Annotated in this window: 18 protein-coding genes, 1 tRNA gene and 1 riboswitch; of the genes, 17 read left to right on the top strand and 2 right to left on the bottom strand. The window is 62.7% G+C overall.

What is annotated here, in order from left to right:
* Positions 1-69 precede the first annotated feature (69 nt).
* Positions 70-330 carry a DUF2790 domain-containing protein gene (locus DN388_RS24575; protein WP_043860281.1) on the bottom strand — a complete coding sequence of 87 codons (261 nt, stop codon included), beginning with the start codon at positions 328-330 and terminating at the stop codon, positions 70-72.
* A 414-nt stretch (positions 331-744) separates the two neighbouring features.
* On the opposite strand from DN388_RS24575, the gene acs reads away from it, so the two are divergent.
* From acs to astE, 13 genes are all read left to right on the top strand, one after another.
* Positions 745-2706, top strand: a complete 1962-nt coding sequence (gene acs / locus DN388_RS24570) for an acetate--CoA ligase (RefSeq protein ID WP_043860282.1) — start codon at positions 745-747, stop codon at positions 2704-2706.
* Between the two features lie 535 nt (positions 2707-3241).
* Positions 3242-4024 carry an ABC transporter substrate-binding protein gene (locus DN388_RS24565; protein ID WP_043860283.1) on the top strand — a complete coding sequence of 261 codons (783 nt, stop codon included), beginning with the start codon at positions 3242-3244 and terminating at the stop codon, positions 4022-4024.
* A gap of 90 nt (positions 4025-4114) precedes the next feature.
* Positions 4115-4804 (top strand): ABC transporter permease, encoded by a 690-nt coding sequence (locus DN388_RS24560; RefSeq protein WP_054916585.1) that lies wholly within the window; start codon positions 4115-4117, stop codon positions 4802-4804.
* Complete coding sequence (locus DN388_RS24555; RefSeq protein ID WP_054916584.1) at positions 4801-5499, top strand: ABC transporter permease; 699 nt, start codon at positions 4801-4803, stop codon at positions 5497-5499. The genes DN388_RS24560 and DN388_RS24555 overlap by 4 nt, the downstream gene beginning before the upstream one ends.
* A 65-nt stretch (positions 5500-5564) precedes the next feature.
* A complete protein-coding gene (locus tag DN388_RS24550) occupies positions 5565-6329 on the top strand; it encodes an ABC transporter ATP-binding protein (RefSeq protein ID WP_043860285.1) in 765 nt (254 codons plus the stop codon).
* Between the two features lie 107 nt (positions 6330-6436).
* Positions 6437-7417, top strand: coding sequence for a transcriptional regulator ArgR (gene argR / locus DN388_RS24545; RefSeq protein ID WP_043860286.1), 981 nt, complete (start codon positions 6437-6439; stop codon positions 7415-7417).
* 318 nt (positions 7418-7735) lie between these two features.
* Positions 7736-8956 carry an aspartate aminotransferase family protein gene (locus DN388_RS24540; protein ID WP_043860287.1) on the top strand — a complete coding sequence of 407 codons (1221 nt, stop codon included), beginning with the start codon at positions 7736-7738 and terminating at the stop codon, positions 8954-8956.
* Positions 8957-9084: 128 nt separating this feature from the next.
* Positions 9085-10104, top strand: a complete 1020-nt coding sequence (aruF, locus tag DN388_RS24535) for an arginine/ornithine succinyltransferase subunit alpha (protein ID WP_043860288.1) — start codon at positions 9085-9087, stop codon at positions 10102-10104.
* A 62-nt stretch (positions 10105-10166) separates the two neighbouring features.
* Positions 10167-11195, top strand: a complete 1029-nt coding sequence (astA, locus tag DN388_RS24530) for an arginine N-succinyltransferase (RefSeq protein ID WP_043860289.1) — start codon at positions 10167-10169, stop codon at positions 11193-11195.
* A complete protein-coding gene (gene astD, locus DN388_RS24525) occupies positions 11192-12658 on the top strand; it encodes a succinylglutamate-semialdehyde dehydrogenase (protein ID WP_255002740.1) in 1467 nt (488 codons plus the stop codon). The genes astA and astD overlap by 4 nt, the downstream gene beginning before the upstream one ends.
* A gap of 25 nt (positions 12659-12683) precedes the next feature.
* Positions 12684-14033 carry an N-succinylarginine dihydrolase gene (gene astB, locus DN388_RS24520; RefSeq protein ID WP_043860291.1) on the top strand — a complete coding sequence of 450 codons (1350 nt, stop codon included), beginning with the start codon at positions 12684-12686 and terminating at the stop codon, positions 14031-14033.
* Between the two features lie 14 nt (positions 14034-14047).
* Positions 14048-14338: a hypothetical protein gene (locus DN388_RS24515; protein WP_043860292.1), complete on the top strand. Its 291-nt coding sequence runs from the start codon at positions 14048-14050 to the stop codon at positions 14336-14338.
* A gap of 12 nt (positions 14339-14350) precedes the next feature.
* Positions 14351-15361, top strand: a complete 1011-nt coding sequence (gene astE, locus DN388_RS24510) for a succinylglutamate desuccinylase (RefSeq protein ID WP_058540770.1) — start codon at positions 14351-14353, stop codon at positions 15359-15361.
* Between the two features lie 89 nt (positions 15362-15450).
* Here the strand turns inward: astE and DN388_RS24505 are convergent, their stop codons facing one another.
* A complete protein-coding gene (locus DN388_RS24505; protein ID WP_043860294.1) occupies positions 15451-15957 on the bottom strand; it encodes a 6,7-dimethyl-8-ribityllumazine synthase in 507 nt (168 codons plus the stop codon).
* Positions 15958-16050: 93 nt separating this feature from the next.
* Positions 16051-16202: riboswitch (FMN riboswitch) on the bottom strand.
* 213 nt (positions 16203-16415) lie between these two features.
* Between DN388_RS24505 and alaS the strand changes: the two genes are divergently transcribed.
* The 4 genes from alaS to DN388_RS24485 all read left to right on the top strand — a co-directional run bounded on the left by alaS (position 16416) and on the right by DN388_RS24485 (position 20896).
* Complete coding sequence (gene alaS, locus DN388_RS24500; RefSeq protein ID WP_043860295.1) at positions 16416-19034, top strand: alanine--tRNA ligase; 2619 nt, start codon at positions 16416-16418, stop codon at positions 19032-19034.
* A gap of 90 nt (positions 19035-19124) precedes the next feature.
* Positions 19125-20360: an aspartate kinase gene (locus DN388_RS24495; RefSeq protein WP_043860296.1), complete on the top strand. Its 1236-nt coding sequence runs from the start codon at positions 19125-19127 to the stop codon at positions 20358-20360.
* Positions 20361-20544: 184 nt separating this feature from the next.
* Entirely contained in the window at positions 20545-20733 is a 189-nt protein-coding gene (gene csrA / locus DN388_RS24490) for a carbon storage regulator CsrA (protein ID WP_010226667.1), read from the top strand.
* A 72-nt stretch (positions 20734-20805) separates the two neighbouring features.
* A tRNA-Ser gene (locus DN388_RS24485) sits at positions 20806-20896 on the top strand.
* Positions 20897-21003: the final 107 nt, after the last annotated feature.

Genomic DNA, 21003 nt, shown 5'->3' with positions numbered 1-21003 from the left:
TACTGTTTGCAGCGAGGGTGCGCCTCGTCGACACAAGGCCCGAGGCGCAACTACCGTCAGTGTGCTCTATCAGCCGTTGGAGCACCCGTTACCCATGACGCGGTATTCGAGAATGTGCTTCTGGCCTTGGGAGTCCTCGTAGGTCATGCGGGCCGGAACCACTTCGCAGACGTTCGGGACTTCGGTCATGGAAATGACTTTGGCGATGTCCAGATGTTGCGAGTAACTGTATTGTTCAACCGGAATCTGCTCGGCGGAAACATCTGCAACTTCAGCCGCCATGGCCGATGCGCAAAAACTACCGAGTGCCAATACCAGTAAAGCTTTCATCTTCAAGTTACCTGTCTAAGGTCGTAAGGGGTCACGCTGCGCTTGTGGCGCGGCGTGTGCAGCAAGTTGAAACTTTCAGGGTTATCGCGGGATTAACATGCCTTCGTGGGGGCTGTTACCAGTTAATTCGCGTTGCCGTTGCTGGCGAGGTGAATTCTAGGAGTGTGGCGGGCCCCGAAACAGAGCCCGTTTTGATAAACACTGTTGGCGGAAACTGTAACAATCAGTTGAAATTTCACCTCGGGATTTATTTTTCTATCTGTTGCCGCGCTGGAACGCCCGTGCCAGAGCGGTCGACGCGCAGTGTTGGACCAAATGCAGGTCCCGTTACTACCAACGTCGAATGGCCCTTGGCGCTCTGGTACAGTTAAAACGAGGTCATACAAAAACAACTATTACACCGAGGTAACAAAGATGAGTGCGGCTCCCCTGTATCCCGTGCGTCCCGAGGTTGCGGCCAACACGCTGACCGACGAGGCGACCTACAAGGCCATGTACCAGCAGTCGGTGATCAACCCTGACGGCTTCTGGCGCGAGCAAGCTCAGCGCCTCGAGTGGATCAAGCCCTTCACCAAGGTCAAGCAGACCTCGTTCGACGACCACCATGTCGACATCAAGTGGTTTGCCGACGGCACTCTGAACGTTTCCTACAACTGCCTGGACCGTCACCTGGCCGAGCGTGGCGATCAGCTGGCGATCATCTGGGAAGGCGACGACCCTTCCGAGCACCGCAACATCACCTATCGCGAACTGCACGAGCAGGTCTGCAAGTTCGCCAACGCCCTGCGTGGCCAGGACGTGCACCGCGGCGACGTGGTGACCATCTACATGCCGATGATTCCCGAAGCCGTGGTCGCCATGCTGGCGTGCGCGCGTATCGGCGCGATCCACTCGGTGGTGTTCGGCGGCTTCTCGCCCGAGGCGCTGGCCGGGCGCATCATCGACTGCAAGTCCAAGGTCGTGATCACCGCCGACGAAGGGCTGCGTGGCGGGCGTCGTACCGCACTCAAGGCCAACGTTGACCTGGCGCTGACCAACCCGGAAACCGCCAGCGTGCAGAAGATCATCGTGTGCAAGCGCACCGGTGGCGACATTGCCTGGCACCAGCACCGCGACATCTGGTACGAAGACCTGATGAAAGTGGCTTCTGCCCACTGCGCGCCGAAAGAGATGGGCGCCGAAGAAGCGCTGTTCATCCTCTATACCTCCGGCTCCACCGGCAAGCCCAAGGGCGTGCTGCACACCACTGGCGGCTACCTGGTGTACGCCTCGCTGACCCATGAGCGCGTGTTCGACTATCGCCCTGGTGACGTGTACTGGTGCACCGCCGACGTGGGCTGGGTAACCGGTCACAGCTACATCGTCTATGGCCCGCTGGCCAACGGCGCCACCACCCTGCTGTTCGAAGGCGTGCCGAACTACCCGGACATCACCCGTGTGGCGAAGATCGTCGACAAGCACAAGGTCAACATCCTCTACACTGCGCCCACCGCCATTCGCGCGATGATGGCCGAAGGTCAGGCGGCCATGAAGGATGCCGACGGTTCGAGCCTGCGCCTGCTGGGCTCGGTGGGCGAGCCGATCAACCCTGAAGCCTGGAACTGGTACCACACCACCGTGGGCAAGGAGCGTTGCCCGATCGTCGACACCTGGTGGCAGACCGAGACCGGCGGCATCCTGATCAGCCCGCTGCCGGGCGCCACTGCGCTCAAGCCGGGCTCGGCCACCCGTCCGTTCTTCGGCGTGGTGCCGGCGCTGGTGGACAACCTGGGCAACCTGATCGACGGCGCCGCCGAGGGCAACCTGGTGATCCTCGATTCGTGGCCGGGCCAGTCGCGTTCGCTGTACGGCGATCACGACCGTTTCGTCGACACCTACTTCAAGACCTTCCGCGGCATGTACTTCACCGGTGACGGCGCGCGCCGCGACGAAGACGGCTACTACTGGATCACCGGCCGGGTCGACGACGTACTCAACGTCTCGGGCCACCGCATGGGGACCGCCGAGATCGAGAGCGCCATGGTTGCGCACCCGAAGGTCGCCGAGGCGGCGGTCGTCGGTGTGCCGCATGATCTGAAGGGGCAGGGCATCTATGTCTACGTCACGCTCAACGGTGGCGAGGAGCCGAGCGAAGCATTGCGTCTGGAGCTGAAGAACTGGGTGCGCAAGGAGATCGGGCCGATCGCTTCGCCAGACGTGATCCAGTGGGCACCAGGGCTGCCTAAAACCCGCTCGGGCAAGATCATGCGCCGTATTCTGCGCAAGATCGCCACGGCCGAGTACGACGGCCTGGGCGACATCTCGACGCTGGCCGACCCGGGTGTGGTGCAGCACCTGATCGACACGCACAAGTCGATGAACCTGGCGTCGGCCTGAGTCATCGCCGGCAGGCCGGCCCTTGTAGGGGTCGGCCTGCCGGCGATAGGGCCGGTTGGCTGTCAGCACAAAGCCCCGCACTGCGGGGCTTTTTCATGCCTGTTACGCCGACTTTCATCGGTAACCTTTTCTGTCACCGGTTTCGCACACAAACGGGGCATTGGGAAACGCCGCCGCCCGATCCGGGCGCATCCACCACGCCAATTTTGCATGGCTGCCACGCTGCACTTGCCGGATTACAAGGCTTTGCCAATAATGGGCGCGGTTATTGCTTGATTGATAGGTTATTTGTCTCTCGCTTTTGCATATTCCGCGAAAGCTGTCAATATCTCCGGCCCTGACTTCCGGCGCTTCTGTAACTAGTTGTCGCATTGAAGAAATATCGGGTTCGGAGCTGTCGCTAAAATGCCAATCACTCGCTCGTGATGCCTCGACCCTGTTTCGTCGAGCCCTGCGCAGCTCGCGTTGTACCCATTCGCAACGTCGACGGCCAATCGGCCTGTCACGTATTGCCCTTTACCGATGGAGTTCCCAGATGAAGAAACTCGCACTGCTTGGCGCCCTGGCGCTGTCCGTGTTTTCCCTGGCATCGCTGGCTGATGAAAAACCACTGAAGATCGGCATCGAGGCCGCCTACCCACCGTTCGCTTCCAAGGCGCCGGACGGCAGCATCGTGGGCTTCGACTACGACATCGGCAACGCGCTGTGTGCAGAGATGAAGGTCAAGTGCGTTTGGGTCGAGCAGGAATTCGACGGCCTGATCCCGGCGCTCAAGGTGCGCAAGATCGACGCCATCCTGTCGTCCATGTCGATCACCGATGATCGCAAGAAGTCCGTGGACTTCACCAAGCGCTACTACCTCACGCCGGCCCGCCTGGTGATGAAGGACGGTACCACCGTCAGCGACAGCCTGGACGAACTCAAGGGCAAGAAGATCGGCGTTCAGCGTGGCTCGATCCACGACCGTTTCGCCAAGGAAGTGCTGGCCCCCAAAGGCGCCACCATCGTTCCCTACGGCACCCAGAACGAAATCTACCTGGACGTTGCCGCCGGTCGTCTGGATGGCACCGTGGCCGATGCGACCCTGCTCGAAGACGGCTTCCTCAAGACCGACGCCGGCAAGGGCTATGCATTCGTAGGCCCGTCCTTCACCGACGCCAAGTACTTCGGTGACGGTATCGGTATCGCCGTGCGCAAGGGCGACGCCCTGAAGGACAAGATCAACACCGCCATCGACGGCATCCGTGCCAATGGCGAGTACAAGAAGATCCAGGACAAGTACTTCAACTTCGACATCTACGGCCCTGACGCGCAGTAATCCGTCGACGTTTCACCTGTTCAATGGTGCAAGCAGCAGAAGCGCTGAGGTTTGCACCATTTTTTCATCCCTAAGGTCGAGGACCTCAACATGTTGAAAGGCTACGGGGCAGTCATCCTCGATGGAGCATGGCTGACGCTACAGCTCGCCTTGTCGTCCATGGCCCTGGCCATCGTACTGGGCCTGATCGGCGTGGCGCTGCGGCTGTCGCCGGTGCGCTGGCTGGCCTGGCTGGGCGACCTGTACGCCACGGTGATCCGCGGGATCCCCGATCTGGTGCTGATCCTGCTGATCTTCTACGGCGGTCAGGACCTGCTCAACCGCGTCGCACCCTTGCTCGGTTTCGACGATTACATCGACCTCAATCCGCTGATGGCGGGTATCGGTACCCTGGGCTTCATCTTTGGTGCATACCTGTCCGAAACCTTCCGCGGCGCTTTCATGGCCATCCCCAAGGGGCAGGCCGAAGCCGGCATGGCCTATGGCATGAGCGGCCTGCAGATCTTCTTCCGGGTGCTGGTGCCGCAGATGATTCGCCTGGCGATCCCTGGCTTCACCAACAACTGGCTGGTACTGACCAAGGCCACCGCACTGATTTCGGTGGTGGGCCTGCAAGACATGATGTTCAAGGCCAAGCAGGCGGCGGACGCGACCCGCGAGCCGTTCACGTTCTTCCTGGCGGTCGCGGCGTTGTACCTGGTGATCACCAGCGTCTCGTTGCTGGCCCTGCGTTACCTCGAGAAACGCTACTCGGTTGGCGTAAAGGCGGCTGATCTATGATTTTCGATTACAACGTCATCTGGGAAGCCATGCCGCTGTACCTGAGCGGCATGCTGACCACGCTCAAGCTGCTGGCGCTGTCGTTGCTGTTCGGCCTGCTGGTGGCAGTGCCGCTGGGCCTGATGCGGGTGTCCAAGCAGCCGCTGGTGAACATGAGCGCCTGGCTCTACACCTACGTGATTCGTGGCACGCCGATGCTGGTGCAGCTGTTTCTGATCTATTACGGGCTGGCCCAGTTCGAGGCGGTGCGCGAGAGCTTCCTGTGGCCGTGGCTGTCCAGTGCGACCTTCTGTGCGTGCCTGGCCTTTGCCATCAATACCAGTGCCTACACCGCCGAGATTATCGCCGGCAGCCTCAAGGCCACGCCCCACGGCGAGATCGAAGCGGCCAAGGCGATGGGCATGTCGCGGGTCAAGATGTACCGCCGCATCCTGCTGCCCTCGGCCCTGCGCCGGGCGCTGCCGCAGTACAGCAATGAAGTGATCATGATGCTGCAGACCACCAGCCTGGCGTCGATCGTGACCCTGATCGACATCACCGGTGCGGCGCGCACGGTCAATGCCCAGTACTACCTGCCGTTCGAGGCGTACATCACCGCCGGTGTGTTCTACCTGTGCCTGACCTTCATTCTGGTGCGCCTGTTCAAGCTGGCTGAACGCCGCTGGCTCGGCTACCTGGCGCCGCGCAAGGGCTGAGCCCGGCGGCAACTTTTTCGCCCCGGGCGCAGGCCCGGGACTGACGCTTTGTGAGAACCGACAGCATGTACAAACTCGAAGTCCAAGACCTGCACAAACGCTATGGCAGTCACGAAGTGCTCAAGGGTGTGTCCCTGGCGGCCAAGGCGGGCGATGTGATCAGCATCATCGGCTCCAGCGGCTCGGGCAAGAGCACCTTCCTGCGCTGCATCAACCTGCTCGAGCAGCCGCATGCCGGCAAGATCCTGCTCAACAACGAAGAGTTGAAGCTGGTGGCGAACAAGGACGGCGCGCTGAAGGCGGCCGACCCCAAGCAGTTGCAGCGCATGCGCTCGCGCCTGTCGATGGTGTTCCAGCACTTCAACCTGTGGTCGCACATGACTGCGCTGGAGAACATCATCGAGGCACCGGTTCACGTGCTGGGCATGAGCCGCAAGGACGCGCTGGAAAAGGCCGAGCACTACCTGGCCAAGGTCGGTGTGTCCCATCGCAAGGATGCCTACCCGGGCCATATGTCCGGTGGTGAGCAGCAGCGTGTGGCGATTGCCCGTGCACTGGCGATGGAGCCTGAAGTGATGCTGTTCGACGAGCCGACCTCGGCGCTGGACCCGGAGCTGGTGGGCGATGTGCTCAAGGTGATGCAGGCGCTGGCCCAGGAAGGCCGCACCATGGTGGTGGTGACCCACGAGATGGGCTTCGCCCGCGAGGTGTCCAACCAGCTGGTGTTCCTGCACAAGGGTGTGGTCGAAGAGAGCGGCAACCCGCGTGAAGTGCTGGTCAACCCGCAGTCCGAGCGGTTGCAGCAGTTCCTGTCCGGCAGCCTGAAATAATCGACCGTGCTACAGTTCGAGGCTGCCGCTTTGCACCAGAATAGGGCATGCTGCGCCTCGATCGAGGCTTTTCTCCCAGACTCCTCTCAGGTTTCGGACCTTACCCAATGACCACCCAGCGAATCGGTTTTCTCCTCTGGCCCAGCACCAAGGCCTTGACCCTGGCGCTGGCCGAAGAGGTCTTGCGGGTGGCCCAGAAGGTGCACCCCGAAGTGGTCTACGAGTTGCTGTTCCTGCAGGCCGAACCTGCGCCGGAGGGCGCCTGGCGCTTGCCTGGCGAAGCCTGGGTGGGGCGGCTGGAAGGTTGCCAGAAGCTGTTTCTGCTGGCCGATGAGCCGCCGCAGGCGGTAGGCGCGGCGCTGGGCAGCGCGCTCAAGCAACTGGTGCGCTCGGGGTGCGTGGTGGGCGGTCTTTCGGCAGGTGTGTATCCGCTGGCCCAGCTGGGCCTGCTGGATGGTTATCGCGCCGCGGTGCACTGGCGCTGGCAGGATGACTTCGCCGAGCGCTTCCCCAAGGTCATCGCCACCAGCCACCTGTTCGACTGGGATCGCGATCGGCTGACCGCCTGTGGTGGCATGTCGGTACTGGACCTGCTGCTGGCCGTGCTGGCCCGTGACCATGGCGCCGAGCTTGCCGGTGCGGTTTCCGAAGAGCTGGTGGTCGAGCGCATTCGCGAGGGGGGCGAGCGTCAGCGCATCCCGCTGCAGAATCGCCTGGGCTCCAGCCATCCGAAGCTGACCCAGGCGGTGCTGCTGATGGAGGCCAATATCGAAGAGCCGTTGACCACCGACGAGATTGCCCAGCATGTGTGCGTATCGCGCCGGCAGCTGGAGCGGATCTTCAAGCAGTACCTCAATCGGGTGCCCAGCCAGTATTACCTGGAGCTGCGCTTGAACAAGGCGCGCCAGATGCTGATGCAGACCAGCAAGTCGATCATCCAGATCGGCCTGTCGTGCGGGTTCTCGTCGGGGCCGCATTTTTCCAGCGCGTACCGCAACTTCTTTGGCGCAACGCCACGCGAAGACCGCAACCAGCGCCGCAGCAACAGCCCGTTCGAGTTGTCGTCGGCGCCTGCCGAGCGCGGCTGATTCGGTAGCGCAGCGCGACCTTCGGCGGCAAACCAGCGCCCGCAGCGTCGAAGGGGGCTGCACCGGCCCGAGGGCGCTGGCTTGCCAGCGAAGAAGCCCCCGCAAATCCGTGCGTGACACAATCTCCCCGCCAGCACCGCGCACCGTTTAAACTGCGCCTTTGCGACCCTATTTGTCGCATTGCCGAAAGCCTTGGCAAAACAGGGTTTGGCGCTATAAGAAGTTGTCGCTTGGCGGCAAGGCCGGGCGTTCATCAGTCCTTACAATCCCCCCATCGCTCGCCAGTTCCAGGCAGGCGTTCCTCTTCAGGAGACTCCGATGTCCGTTGAGCAAGCTCCGGTGCAACGCGCCGATTTCGACCAGGTAATGGTCCCCAACTATGCGCCGGCCGCTTTCATCCCCGTGCGTGGCCAGGGCTCCCGTGTATGGGACCAGGCGGGGCGCGAGCTGATCGATTTCGCTGGCGGCATCGCCGTAAACGTCCTGGGGCACGCCCACCCGGCACTGGTCGGTGCGCTGACCGAGCAGGCCAACAAGCTGTGGCACGTGTCCAACGTGTTCACCAACGAGCCAGCCCTGCGCCTGGCCCACAAGCTGGTCGACGCCACCTTTGCCGAGCGTGCGTTCTTCTGCAACTCCGGCGCCGAGGCCAACGAGGCCGCCTTCAAGCTGGCCCGTCGTGTCGCCCACGACCGCTTCGGCCCTGAAAAGCACGAGATCATTGCTACCGTGAACAGCTTCCACGGTCGCACCCTGTTCACCGTGAGCGTCGGTGGCCAGCCCAAGTACTCCGACGGCTTCGGCCCTAAGATCACCGGCATCAGCCATGTGCCGTACAACGACCTCGAAGCGCTCAAGGCGCAGATCAGCGACAAGACCTGCGCGGTGGTGATCGAGCCGATCCAGGGCGAGAGCGGCGTGGTGCCGGCCGACAAGGCCTATCTGCAAGGCGCGCGCGAGCTGTGCGACAAGCACAACGCACTGCTGATCTTCGACGAAGTGCAGACCGGCGTCGGCCGTACCGGCGAGCTGTTCGCCTACATGCACTACGGCGTGACCCCCGACATCCTGACCAGCGCCAAGAGCCTGGGCGGCGGCTTCCCGATTGCCGCGATGCTGACCACCGAAGCGCTGGCCAAGCACCTGGCCGTGGGCACCCACGGCACCACCTATGGCGGCAACCCGTTGGGCTGCGCCGTGGCCTCTGCGGTGCTGGATGTGGTCAACACCCCCGAAGTGCTGGCGGGCGTCAAGGCCAAGCACGAGCGCTTCAAGGCGCGCCTGGAGAAGATCGGCCAGCAGTACGGCCTGTTCACCCAGGTCCGCGGCCTGGGCCTGCTGATCGGTTGCGTGTTGTCCGATGCCTGGAAGGGCAAGGCCAAGGACGTGTTCAATGCTGCCGAGAAAGAAGGCCTGATGGTTTTGCAGGCCGGCCCGGACGTGGTGCGTTTCGCCCCCAGCCTGGTGGTGGAAGATGCCGACATCGATGAAGGCCTGGACCGCTTCGAACGCGCTGCCGCTGCACTGACCAAGGCCTGATACCGGCCTGCGGTCCTTCGCTGGCCCCGGTGGCCAGCGAACCGATTCTGGTGGCCCGTGCCCGTGGCACGTGCCGCTTCTTCTGCGCCGGCAGCTGTCGGCCCGATTTTCCCTAAAGGAGTGACACCATGCTGGTGATGCGCCCCGCGCAAATGGCTGACCTGGGTGAAGTGCAGCGTCTGGCCGCGGACAGTCCCATCGGTGTCACGTCCCTGCCGGATGATGCCGGTCGCCTGGGCGACAAGATCGCCGCGTCCGAAACCTCCTTTGCCGCCGAAGTCAGCTTCAATGGCGAGGAGAGCTACTTCTTCGTGCTCGAAGACAGCGAGACCGGCAAGCTGGTCGGCTGTTCGGCCATCGTGGCCTCGGCCGGCTATTCCGAGCCGTTCTACAGTTTTCGCAACGAGACCTTCGTGCACGCCTCGCGCGAGCTGAAGATCCACAACAAGATCCATGTGCTGTCGCAGTGTCACGACCTGACCGGCAACAGCCTGCTGACCAGCTTCTACGTGCTGCCCGAACTGGTGGGCACCGGCTGGGCCGAGCTCAACTCCCGCGGCCGGCTGCTGTTCATGGCAGCGCACCCGGAGCGGTTTGCCGATTCGGTGGTGACCGAGATCGTCGGCTACAGCGACGAGCACGGCGACTCGCCGTTCTGGGATGCCATCGGGCGCAACTTCTTCGACCTCAACTACGCTGCCGCCGAGCGCCTGTGCGGGCTCAAGAGCCGTACCTTCCTTGCCGAGCTGATGCCGCATTACCCCATCTATGTGCCCCTGCTGCCGGATGCCGCGCAGGAGGCCATGGGCCAGGTGCACCCGCGCGCGCAGATCACCTTCGACATCCTGATGCGCGAAGGCTTCGAGACCGATCACTACATCGACATCTTCGACGGTGGGCCGACCCTGCATGCGCGAGTGTCCGGCATCCGCTCCATCGCCCAGAGCCGGCTGGTGCCGGTCAAGCTGCAGGAGCAGGCCGTCAAGGGCGGGCGCCCGTACCTGGTATCCAACGGCCAGTTGCAGGATTACCGCGCCGTGATGCTGGAGCTGGACTGGGCCCCTGGCAAGCCGGTGCAGCTGGACCTGGCCGCCGCCGAGGCGCTGGGAGTGGGTGAGGGCGCCAGCGTGCGCCTGGTCGCGGTCTGATTGCCTGGCTACCCCAGGTCGAGTTTCGCAGGGGCCAGCAGGCACCTGCCCGAGGAGATAGCATGATTGTTCGTCCCGTACGCAGCAGCGACCTACCGGCGCTGATCGAGCTGGCGCGCAGCACCGGCACCACCGGCCTGACCACTCTGCCGGCCAACGAAGAGCGCCTGGCCCACCGGGTGGGCTGGGCCGAGAAGACCTTCCGCGGCGAAGCCGAGCGTGGCGATGCCGACTACCTGTTCGTGCTCGAGAACGACGAAGGTGAAGTGGTGGGCATTTCGGCCATCGCCGGTGCCGTTGGGCTGCGTGAACCCTGGTACAACTACCGGGTGGGCCTGACCGTCAGCGCGTCCCAGGAACTGGACATCTACCGCGAGATCCCCACGCTGTTTCTGGCCAACGACCTGACCGGCAACTCCGAGTTGTGCTCCCTGTTTCTGCGCAGCGACTACCGCAGTGGCCTCAATGGTCGTCTGCTGGCCAAGGCTCGCCTGCTGTTCATTGCCGAATTCAGCGAACTGTTCGGCAACAAGATCATTGCCGAAATGCGCGGCATGTCCGACGAGCAGGGCCGTTCGCCCTTCTGGGAGAGCCTGGGCCGACACTTCTTCAAGATGGAGTTCAGCCAGGCCGACTACCTGACCGGGGTCGGCAACAAGGCGTTCATCGCCGAGCTGATGCCCAAGTTCCCGCTGTACACCTGCTTTCTGTCCGAGGCGGCGCGCAATGTGATCGGGCGCGTGCACACCGATACCGAACCGGCGCTGGCCATGCTGCAGAGCGAAGGCTTCAGCTATCAGGGCTACGTCGACATCTTCGACGCGGGCCCGGCGGTCGAGTGCCAGACCAGCAAGATTCGCGCGGTGCACGACAGCCAGGCCCTGGTGCTGGCGATCGGCACGCCGGGCGACGATGCCACCCCTTTCATCATCCACAACCGCAAGCGCGAGGACTGCCGTATCACCGCAGCGCCCGCGCGCTTGGCTGCGGGCACCCTGGTGGTCGACCCGCTGACGGCCAAGCGCCTGCGCCTGAGCGCCGGTGACCAGGTACGTGCGGTGCCACTGTCCGCAGCACGGGAGGCCAAATAATGACCACGCACTACATTGCCGGTACATGGCAGGCCGGCCAGGGCGAGGCCCTGCAGTCGCTGAACCCGGTCAGCCAACAGGTGATCTGGCAGGGCCAGGGCGCCGACGCGGGGCAGGTCGAGGCCGCGGTACAGGCTGCGCGTCAAGCCTTTGCTGGCTGGGCTCGCCAGCCGCTGGAGGCGCGTATCAGCGTGCTCGAAGCCTTTGCCGCGAGCCTCAAGGCCCACGCCGATGAACTGGCCCGCTGCATCGGCGAAGAAACCGGCAAGCCGCTGTGGGAGGCCACCACCGAAGTGACCAGCATGGTCAACAAGGTGGCCATTTCGGTGCAGAGCTACCGCGAACGTACCGGCGAGAAGAGCGGCCCGCTGGCTGACGCCACGGCGGTACTGCGGCACAAGCCCCACGGTGTGGTGGCGGTGTTCGGCCCGTACAACTTCCCGGGCCACCTGCCCAACGGGCATATCGTGCCGGCGCTGCTGGCCGGTAACAGCGTGGTGTTCAAGCCCAGCGAGCTCACGCCGAAAGTGGCCGAGCTGACGCTCAAGTGCTGGATCGAGGCCGGGCTGCCGGCTGGCGTGCTCAACCTGGTGCAGGGGGCGCGGGAAACCGGGGTGGCCCTGGCGGCCAACCCCGGCATCGACGGCCTGTTCTTCACCGGCTCCAGCCGCACCGGCAACCTGCTGCACCAGCAGTTTTCGGGGCGCCCGGACAAGATCCTGGCCCTGGAGATGGGGGGCAACAACCCCCTGGTGGTCGATCAGGTGCAGGACCTGGACGCTGCGGTATACACCATCATCCAGTCGGCCTTCATTTCCGCCGGCCAGCGCTGCACCTGTGCACGCCGCCTGCTGGTACCCCAAGGCGAATGGGGCGACACCCTGCTGGCGCGGCTGGTGGCCGTCAGCCGGAACATTTCGGTGGGCGCGTTCGATCAACAGCCGGCGCCGTTCATGGGCTCGGTGATCTCCCTGGGGGCAGCCCGCGCGCTGCTCGATGCCCAGGCCCAGTTGCTGGCCAGCGGCGCACAGTCGCTGCTGCCGATGACCCAGCCACAGGCCGATGCGGCGTTGCTGACCCCGGGCATCATCGACGTGACCTCGGTGGCCGAGCGCCCGGACGAGGAGTTCTTCGGGCCGCTGCTGCAGGTTATCCGCTACAGCGATTTCGATGCCGCGATCCGCGAAGCCAACAACACCCAGTACGGCCTGGCCGCAGGGCTGTTGTCCGATTCCGAGGCGCGCTACCAGCAGTTCTGGCTGGAAAGCCGCGCCGGTATCGTCAACTGGAACAAGCAACTGACCGGTGCCGCCAGCAGCGCACCGTTCGGTGGTGTCGGGGCCAGTGGCAATCATCGGGCGAGCGCCTATTACGCGGCCGACTACTGCGCCTACCCGGTGGCGTCGCTGGAGGCATCCAGCCTTGTGCTGCCCGCCACGCTGACGCCCGGCGTCACCCTATAACAACAGCTTCACGGAGCCTTAGCCGATGAAATCATTTGAAGTGAATTTTGATGGCCTGGTGGGGCCGACGCACAACTACGGCGGGCTGTCCTACGGCAACGTTGCTTCGCAGAGCAACAGCCAGCAGGCATCCAACCCGCGTGAAGCGGCGCGCCAGGGCCTGGCGAAGATGAAGGCGCTGATGGAGATGGGCTTTGTGCAGGGCGTACTGGCCCCGCAGGAGCGTCCGGATGTGGCTGCGCTGCGTCGCCTGGGCTTTGGCGGCAGCGATGCGCAGGTCATCGAGCGGGCGGCCAGGGAGGCGATGCCGTTGCTGGTCGCCAGTTGCTCTGCGTCCAGCATGTGGGTGGCCAACGCCGCCACGGTCAGTCCGAGCGCCGATACGGCCGATGGACGCGTGCACTTCACGGCGGCCAACCTGAACTGCAAGTACCACCGCAGTATCGAGCACCCGACCACCAGTCGTGTGCTGGGCGCGATGTTCGCCAATACGCAGCACTTTGCCCACCATGCCGCGTTGCCGGCGGTGGCGCAGTTCGGTGACGAAGGTGCTGCCAACCACACGCGCTTCTGCCGTGCCTATGGCGAACCGGGCGTGGAGTTCTTCGTGTTCGGGCGCAGTGCATTCGATGCGCGCTACCCGGCGCCGCACAAATACCCGGCCCGCCAGACCCTGGAGGCTTCCCAGGCGGTTGCCCGGCTGCATGGCCTGAGTGCCGACGGCGTGGTCTATGCTCAGCAGAACCCTGCCGTGATCGACCAGGGCGTGTTTCACAACGATGTGATCGCGGTGGGCAACGGCGAGGTGCTGTTCTATCACGAGGACGCCTTCCTCGACACCGAAGCGGTGCTGGCCGAGCTGCAGGCTAAACTGGCCGGATGTGGCGGCAAGTTCAAGGCCATCTGCGTGCCGCGGGCCCAGGTGACGGTCGAGGACGCCGTGCGTTCGTATCTGTTCAACAGTCAGTTGCTGTCCCGTGAAGACGGTTCGATGCTGCTGATCGTGCCGGAGGAATGCCGCAACAACGAGCGGGTCTGGGCCTATCTGTCGGCCTTGACCGGCCAGGGCGGGCCGGTGACCGAGGTCAAGGTCTTCGACCTCAAGCAGAGCATGCAGAATGGCGGCGGCCCCGCGTGCCTGCGTTTGCGCGTGGCGCTCAACGAAACGGAACTGGCGGCCGTCAACCCAGGGGTTATCATGACCGCGCCGCTGTACGACACCCTGACCCAATGGGTCGACAGGCACTACCGCGACAGCCTGAGCGAACGAGACCTGGCTGACCCGCAGCTGTTGCTGGAATGTCGCACGGCACTGGATGAGCTGACCCAGATCCTCAAGCTGGGTTCGGTGTATCCGTTCCAACTCCAACCTTGAAAGAGAACTCGATTATGTCCGACGCCCTGCAGCTGATCCTCGAAGATGAAGATGGCACCCAGCTGGAAACTTCCTGCACCCGTTTTGCCGTGCTGTGGCAAGGCAAGGAAGTGTGGATTCAGCAGGATGGCCGCGGCCAGCTGCTGATCGGTGTCGACGTTGAAGAAGGCGACGCCGAGTATGCCAACCTGCTGCTGCGCCCGCTGGCCACCAACCTGGTGAGCCTGCAGCTGGAAATGGAGCCGGCCGATGCTGGCGAAGATGACGACCACGTCCATGGCCCCGATTGCGGGCATCACCACTAAGGAACACCGCCCATGCTCGCCCTCGGCAAACTGCTTGAACTGACCCTTGCCGGTCGTGAACCGGCAGAGAAGACCCAGCTGACAGTCGAAGGCGTGCGCATGCGCTGGCTCGACGAGGGGGCGCTTGAAGTGACCCCGCCCGAGGGGCGTGACGATGGCATGGACCTGCTGCTGTCTGCGGGTATTCATGGCAACGAGACTGCACCGATCGAGTTGCTCGACGAACTCCTGCATGGCATTGCCAGGGGGGAGATCAAGCCGCGGGCGCGTGTGCTGTTCCTGTTCGGCAACCCCGAGGCGATGCGCACGGGCGCGCGGTATATCGAGCACGACGTCAACCGTCTGTTCAACCGGCGTCATGAGCAGTCCAGTGGTGTCGAGGCATTGCGTGCCTGTGCGCTGGAGCGTCTGGCAACGGCCTTTTTTTTCTATAAAGAGGGCCGTACCCGCCTCCACTATGACCTGCACACCGCCATTCGCGGCTCCAAGATCGAGCAGTTTGCGCTGTATCCCTACAAGGAAGGCCGTCAGCACTCGCGTCGGGAACTGGCTCGCTTGCGCGCCGCCGGCATGCAGGCTGTGCTGCTGCAGAGCAAGCCTTCGATCACCTTTACCGCATTCACCTACGAAACCCTGGGGGCCGAAGCGTTCACCCTCGAGCTGGGCAAGGCGCGGCCGTTCGGCCAGAACGGCGAGATCAAGCTCGGTAAGCTCGAAGCGCGGCTCAGGGCGATCATCGAGGGTAACGAGCCGGCTGAAGATGAAGGGATCGGCGGGCTGCAACTGTTCAGCGTCGCGCGCGAGATCATCAAGCACAGCGACAGCTTCCACCTGCACCTGCCGGCGGATATCGAGAACTTTTCCGAGCTTTCCAGAGGGTATCTGCTGGCCGAGGACCTGGCCGAGACGCGCTGGGTTGTCGAGGAGGAGGGCGCGCGGATCATTTTCCCGAACCCCAAGGTGAAGAACGGGCTGCGTGCGGGGATGCTGATCGTGCCTGCGTCGGATGAGCAGTTGGTCTGAAGATGAAACACCTTCGCCGGCAAGGCCGGCTGCTACAGGTGTCGCGCATCCCGTAGCAGCCGGCCCTGCCGGCGAAAGGGGCAGTGCAATCAGCCCGCCATCTTCTGCGGTACTTCATTGCGGCGCAGCGAGCGCAGCTTGAGCAGGGTGTCGGCGCAGGTCACTGCCGCTTCGGCGCCCTTGTGCACGAAGTGATCGAAGAAGAACTTCTGGTGCTCGTCGCCGGCATGGAAGTGATGCGGGGTCAGTACCACCGAGAACACTGGCACTTCGGTTTCCAGCTGCACCTGCATCAGGCCGCTGATCACCGACTGGGCGACGAATTCATGGCGGTACAGGCCGCCGTCCACCACCAGGCCTGCAGCCACGATGCCGGCGTAACGGCCGCTGCGGGCCAGCAGCTTGGCGTGCAGCGGGATTTCGAAGGCACCGCCGACTTCATAGAAGTCGATATCGCTCAGCTGATAGCCTTGCTTGGCCATCTCTTCGACGAAACCCTTGCGGCTCTGGTCAACAATATCCTTGTGCCAGCAGGCCTGGACGAAGGCGATGCGATCGTTGTGATGGCCTTTGCTGTCGATTGGGGTAGCTTGCATTGAAACGAACTCCTGTTTGTATGAGAAACAGGGCAGTGGATCGAAGGGGATTGTCGTTGCGCAGATGTGCAGACGCAGGCACTCGCGTGCCTATCCCGCTCTCTCTTTATCCGGACTATGACCGTCGGCCCCGGAATCACACCGGGTCTGCTGACCTTGCAGGGTTGCCTGCAAGCGCTCGCGGGCTATGCGCAATGGGCGCAATTACCGCCGGTGGGGAATTGCACCCCGCCCTGAGAACGTGCCGCCAGTGGCTGGCGACGCACACGTTGTAGCATAGATGTCGGCAGAACGTATAGCCTGCTAAGCAAACCGCGCCGGATGAAGGTCATTTCATCCTCAAATGGCGGTTGGCGATGTATAAACTCACTGCACCTCGTGTTAAGGCTCGATATAATGCGGCCCTTTGCCGTCGTTTCGTCAATTTGACGCAGGCCGCCGTTTCCGTGGAAGAACCTATGAAAAGCGCAGAAATCCGTGAAGCCTTCCTTCGCTTCTTCGAAGAGCAGGGCCATACCCGAGTTGCCTCCAGCTCCTTGATCCCGGGCAACGACCCGACCCTGCTGTTCACCAACGCGGGGATGAACCAGTTCAAGGACTGCTTCCTTGGCCAGGAAAAGCGCGCGTACACCCGCGCCACCAGCAGCCAGAAGTGCGTGCGCGCCGGCGGCAAGAACAGCGACCTGGAAAACGTCGGGTATACCGCGCGTCACCATACGTTCTTCGAAATGCTGGGCAACTTCAGTTTCGGCGACTATTTCAAGCGTGACGCCATCACCTACGCCTGGACCTTCCTCACCGGCGTGCTGCAACTGCCCAAGGAAAAGCTCTGGGTCACCGTGTATGCCACCGATGACGAGGCCTACGACATCTGGACCCAGCACATCGGTGTGCCGGCCGAGCGCATGGTGCGCATTGGCGACAACAAGGGCGCGCCCTACGCCTCGGACAACTTCTGGACCATGGGCGATACCGGCCCGTGCGGTCCCTGCACCGAGATCTTCTATGACCACGGCGCCGACATCTGGGGTGGCCCGCCAGGCTCGCCGGAAGAAGACGGTGACCGTTACATCGAGATCTGGAACAACGTCTTCATGCAGTTCAACCGCACTGCCGACGGCGTGCTGCACCCGCTGCCTGCACCGTCGGTGGACACCGGCATGGGCCTGGAGCGCATCAGTGCGGTGATGCAGCATGTGCATTCGAACTATGAAATCGACCTGTTCAAGAACCTGCTGAGCGCGTCGGCTGCCGCCATCGGCTGCAGCAACGAAGACCAGTCGTCGCTCAAGGTAGTGTCGGACCACATTCGTTCGTGCAGCTTCCTGATTGCTGATGGCGTGCTGCCTTCCAACGAAGGCCGTGGCTACGTGCTGCGTCGCATCATTCGTCGCGCCTGCCGTCACGGCAACAAGCTCGGTGCCACCGGCAGCTTCTTCTACAAGATCGTTGCGGCGCTGGTTGCCGAGATGGGCGAGGCGTTCCCGGAACTCAAGCAGCAGCAGGCCAACATCGAGCGCGTGCTCAAGGCCGAGGAAGAGCAGTTTGCCAAGACCCTGGAGCAGGGCCTGAAGATCCTCGAGCAGGACCTGGCCGAACTCAAGGGCAGCGTGGTGCCCGGTGACGTGGTGTTCAAGCTGTATGACACCTACGGTTTCCCGATGGACCTGACGGCCGACATCGCCCGTGAGCGCAGCCTGACCATCGACGAAGTCGGTTTCGAGCGCGAGATGGAGGCGCAGCGTGAGCGCGCGCGTTCGGCCAGCGCCTTCGGCCTGGACTACAACACCCTGGTCAAGGTCGATGTGGCCACCGAATTCACCGGTTATGCCACCACCGAAGGCGCTGCCAGCGTCGTTGCACTGTACAAGGACGGCAAGGCCGTCGAGCAGCTGGGTGAAGGCGAGGAGGGTGTGGTGATCCTCGATCGCACGCCGTTCTACGCCGAGTCCGGCGGCCAGGTGGGTGACTGCGGGTACCTGCAGGCCGGTGCCGTCCGCTTCGATGTCCGTGACACCACCAAGACCGGCGGTGCCTTCCTGCACCACGGTGTGGTTGCCAGCGGCAAGCTGAGCGTCGGTGCCCAGGTTGAAACCCGGGTCGATGCGCAGGTTCGTCATGCCACCTCGCTCAATCACTCGGCCACCCACCTGCTGCACGCGGCATTGCGTCAGGTGCTGGGCGAGCACGTACAACAGAAAGGCTCGCTGGTCGACAGCCAGCGCCTGCGTTTTGACTTCAGCCATTTCGAGGCGGTCAAGCCAGAGCAGCTCAAGGCGCTGGAAGACATCGTCAACCGCGAAGTGCGCAACAACACCGAGGTCATGACCGAAGAGACCGACATCGAGACTGCCAAGCAGAAGGGCGCCATGGCGCTGTTCGGCGAGAAGTATGGCGACAGCGTGCGCGTGCTGAGCATGGGCGGTGATTTCTCCGTCGAGCTGTGCGGCGGCATCCATGCCAAGCGCACCGGCGATATCGGTCTGCTCAAGATCATCAGCGAAGGCGGTGTGGCCTCCGGGGTGCGTCGTATCGAAGCGGTCACTGGCGCCGCCGCACTGGCCTACCTGAACGCTGCCGAAGAGCAGCTCAAGGAAGCTGCCCAGCTGGTCAAGGGCAGCCGCGAGAACCTGGTCGACAAGCTGTCGGCGGTGCTCGAGCGCAACCGTCAGCTGGAAAAGCAACTGGAGCAACTGCAGGCCAAGGCCGCCAGTGCTGCCGGCGATGACCTGTCTGCCAGCGCAGTCGACGTCAAGGGCGTCAAAGTGCTGGCCGCACGTCTGGACGGGCAGGACGGCAAAGCCTTGCTGGCCCTGGTCGACCAGTTGAAGAACAAACTCGGCCGCGCAGTGATCCTGCTCGGCAGTGTCCACGAAGAAAAGGTCGTACTGGTCGCAGGCGTGACCAAGGACCTGACCGGCCAACTCAAAGCCGGTGATCTGATGAAGCAAGCCGCTGCAGCGGTGGGCGGCAAAGGCGGTGGTCGTCCGGACATGGCGCAAGGCGGTGGCGTGGATGCCGCAGCGCTGGACGGTGCACTGGCTCTGACCGTGCCATTCGTAGAACAGGGTGTCTGAAGCGCCCGGTGGCCCGCCATCCGATGGCGGGCCCTGGCGTTGGGTAATTGTGTTTATTGGGTGCCCTTCACGGGCTGAGGCGGCTTTGAAATGGCGTTGATCGTACAGAAATTTGGCGGCACCTCGGTGGGCACGGTCGAGCGCATCGAACAGGTTGCCGACAAGGTGAAGAAGTTCCGCGAGGCTGGCGACGACCTGGTGGTCGTGCTGTCGGCAATGAGCGGGGAAACCAATCGTCTGATCGAGCTGGCGAGGCAAATCAGCGATCAGCCGGTTCCGCGCGAGCTGGACGTGATCGTGTCCACCGGCGAGCAGGTGACCATCGCGTTGCTGGCCATGGCGCTGATCAAGCGGGGTGTGCCTGCGGTGTCCTACACCGGCAACCAGGTGCGTATTCTCACCGACAGTGCGCACAACAAGGCGCGCATCCTGCAGATCGATGATCAGAAGATTCGTGCCGACCTCAAGGCAGGTCGCGTGGTCGTGGTAGCCGGTTTCCAGGGCGTTGACGAGCACGGCAGCATCACCACGCTGGGGCGTGGCGGTTCCGATACCACCGGCGTGGCCTTGGCGGCTGCATTGAAGGCTGACGAGTGCCAGATCTACACCGACGTCGATGGTGTCTATACCACCGATCCGCGCGTGGTGTCCCAGGCGCAGCGGCTGGACAAGATCACTTTCGAAGAGATGCTGGAAATGGCCAGCCTCGGGTCCAAGGTGCTGCAGATTCGGGCCGTGGAGTTTGCCGGCAAGTACAACGTACCGCTGCGTGTACTGCACAGTTTTCAGGAGGGTCCGGGTACCCTCATTACTATTGATGAAGAGGAATCCATGGAACAGCCGATCATTTCCGGCATCGCCTTCAATCGCGATGAAGCCAAGCTGACCATTCGCGGTGTGCCGGATACCCCGGGCGTGGCATTCGGGATTCTGGGCCCCATCAGTGCAGCCAATATCGAAGTCGACATGATCGTGCAGAACGTTTCGCACGATAACACTACCGACTTCACCTTCACCGTACACCGCAACGATTACGAAAAGGCGCAGAAGGTACTGGGTGAAACCGCCCTGAAGCTCAATGCCCGCGAAGTGGTGGGTGATACCAAGATCGCCAAGGTATCGATCGTGGGTGTGGGCATGCGCTCGCATGCGGGCGTTGCCAGCCGCATGTTCGAATCGCTGGCCAAGGAGAGCATCAACATCCAGATGATCTCCACTTCGGAAATCAAGGTGTCGGTGGTTATCGAAGAGAAGTACCTGGAACTGGCTGTGCGTGCCTTGCACACCGCTTTCGAACTCGACGCGCCTTCCCGTCAGGGCGAGTAAGCGTTGTGCTCACTGGGGCGCGGCCTGGCCGCGCCCTTCGTGTTTTTGAACGGCACAAGAAACCTGTGGGTTGTCGGGTGTCGATCAACGTTCAGGCGTAGGTCCGCCGCTGTTCTGGCGGCGGGTTGAAGCCCTTTTTTTTGCAGACTGTTATCCCTGAACTGAATTGCGTGAGGAGAAAGGTATGTTGATTCTGACTCGTCGGTGCGCAGAGAGCCTGATAATTGGCGACGGCGAAATCACCGTGACCGTGCTCGGCGTCAAAGGAAACCAGGTACGGATTGGGGTGAACGCGCCCAAGGAAGTGGCCGTGCACCGTGAGGAAATCTACCTGCGGATCAAGAAAGAGAAGGACGAAGAACCAACCCATTAATTTTTATCGATATTTTTTCAAAAAAGGGTTTGCAAACGGGGAAGGCTCTGGTTATTATACGCCCCGTGTTGCGGAGAGGTGGCCGAGTGGCCGAAGGCGCTCCCCTGCTAAGGGAGTATACCTCACAAGGGTATCGGGGGTTCGAATCCCCCCTTCTCCGCCATTATTCATGTAGGGCGCTGTAATCTTGCTTGAATCGCTAAGTAGTTGAAATTAAACGAAAAAGTGGTTGGCAAATCGATTAAGCGGTCTATAATGCGCGGCAACAAA

The sequence above is a fragment of the Pseudomonas sp. S12(2018) genome, assembly GCF_024355235.1.
Taxonomy (GTDB): domain Bacteria; phylum Pseudomonadota; class Gammaproteobacteria; order Pseudomonadales; family Pseudomonadaceae; genus Aquipseudomonas; species Aquipseudomonas palmensis.
Note: the sequence above shows the minus strand (reverse complement) of the source record. Positions and strands in the feature narration are given on the sequence as shown.